Below are 1610 nucleotides of genomic sequence, written 5' to 3'. Positions count from 1 at the left end.
AGATATAGCATTGGCTTACCCTTAAGGAATCACAGAATTCCGAGGAAAGTGAATAATTAACAATACCTGCATCTGAATCATTTATAATAGCATATATAATAGTTGTAGCTTCCTCTCATAATGGAACTAAACGAGTTAAATAACCCATCCAATAGGAGTGTGTTAGTGAGTACTATTACTTATGCAAGCATCGACAATCATACCCAACAACTGATCCAAAGCTTCTTGGCAGGTGACGAGTTCACGCTGGAGCTGTCGGATAAAGTGTTATCCACCTTCGATATGCTGGACAACACCAGCTATGTTCGGATGCTGGAACATGTGAAAGCGTTGTTCGGTCGGATCAAGATGGAGCGCTCCGGTAGCGTCTGCTTCATCAATCTGCCGTACGAGCTGTCGAGTAAAGAAAAAGCAGTGTTGGTTCGTTTTATCAACATCAGTTATAAGGGGAATGAAAATATCATTGTTCTGAATAACAACGTCGTCCACATCGGATCGGTGTACAACAAGTATGACCCGGAGAAAGTAAAGGACTATATCGAAAAAGCCATAAGCAACTTGCACTACCTGTACAGTGTCAAGCAGCGTAAGGAGAAATACAATCGCTGGAAGGATAACCTCTTCCGCTCTTTCCGCTTCTCGAATCGCAGTGTAGTGAATTAAAAAAATACTTACACATAGATAGTATGAAGAGAACTACAGTCGCAAGGCTGTGGTTAACTTAGCATCAATTAAGTTTATCGTTTCACATAGAAACACATTTCATTTTACAACTGGAGAAAAAAATGGTCGTTAAAGTTCAAGGTGGCGCACAACAGCAAGCTCGTCAAGCAACCGGTGGTTCGGCTGACGGCAACCCCAATTTCGCTCAGCAGGCATCGCACAGCGGTGGTCCTCTGCACTTCGGCATCCAATCGCGTCTCGCCACCTACGGCTCGGGCGGTGAAGTCTTCGAGAAGCTGTTCGAAAAGATCAACGCCAAGGTCAAGTTCCTGAACGACGAAGTCAAGACCGAAGAGAAGTACGCCGTGGTCAAGCTGCTCAAGCAGATCGCCGGTCTGAACTACTCGGGCATCATCGTGTCCGAAGCCGTCGGCGGTATCACCTCGGCACACATCCTGATGGTCGAGAAGACTGGCGACTATCCGGAAAAGATCACCGAGAACATCGGCGGCGTGCGTTACGAGATCACCCGTACTCCGGCTGACGCTCTGGACGAGAAGTACGTCGAGCAGGCAACGCTGGCTCTGGCTGACGCGCTGAAGATCGATCCGAAATCCATCGTCATCACCGACGGTACGCTGGTGCCAAACGAGTTCGATGTGAACTCGGACGCTGCGATCATGGATCTGATCAACAACACGTTCAACGCTATCAAGGCCGAGAACGCAATCCGCGTGCTGGACTACAAGGGTATGAACATTCAGCAACTGCTGAACCAGTACCGCAACGGCAAGTTCTACATCAACCTGTTCTTCAACAGCGATGACACGAACTTCTTCGACCAGACCGGCCTGCCTGTGCGTCAGGACATCTGCATCGCCACGTCGTACAAGATCGGCGGCAACCAGAACAACAAGTCGATCAACCAAGGCCTCGAAACCTACGAC

2 protein-coding genes are annotated in these 1610 nt (G+C 48.4%); both read left to right on the top strand.

Features of this window, described 5'->3' with window-relative positions; all coding sequences use genetic code 11:
- Window positions 1-165 precede the first annotated feature (165 nt).
- On the top strand, window positions 166-663 hold the full coding sequence (locus tag RR877_RS10405) for a hypothetical protein (protein WP_332628203.1): 498 nt from the start codon (window positions 166-168) through the stop codon (window positions 661-663).
- A 122-nt stretch (window positions 664-785) separates the two neighbouring features.
- Window positions 786-1610: hypothetical protein (locus RR877_RS10400; protein ID WP_332628202.1), on the top strand; the 825-nt coding region annotated here is incomplete at its 3' end.

The organism is Aurantimicrobium sp. (genome assembly GCF_036667855.1).
Classification (GTDB): Bacteria; Actinomycetota; Actinomycetes; order Actinomycetales; family Microbacteriaceae; genus Aurantimicrobium.
Note: the sequence above shows the minus strand (reverse complement) of the source record. Positions and strands in the feature narration are given on the sequence as shown.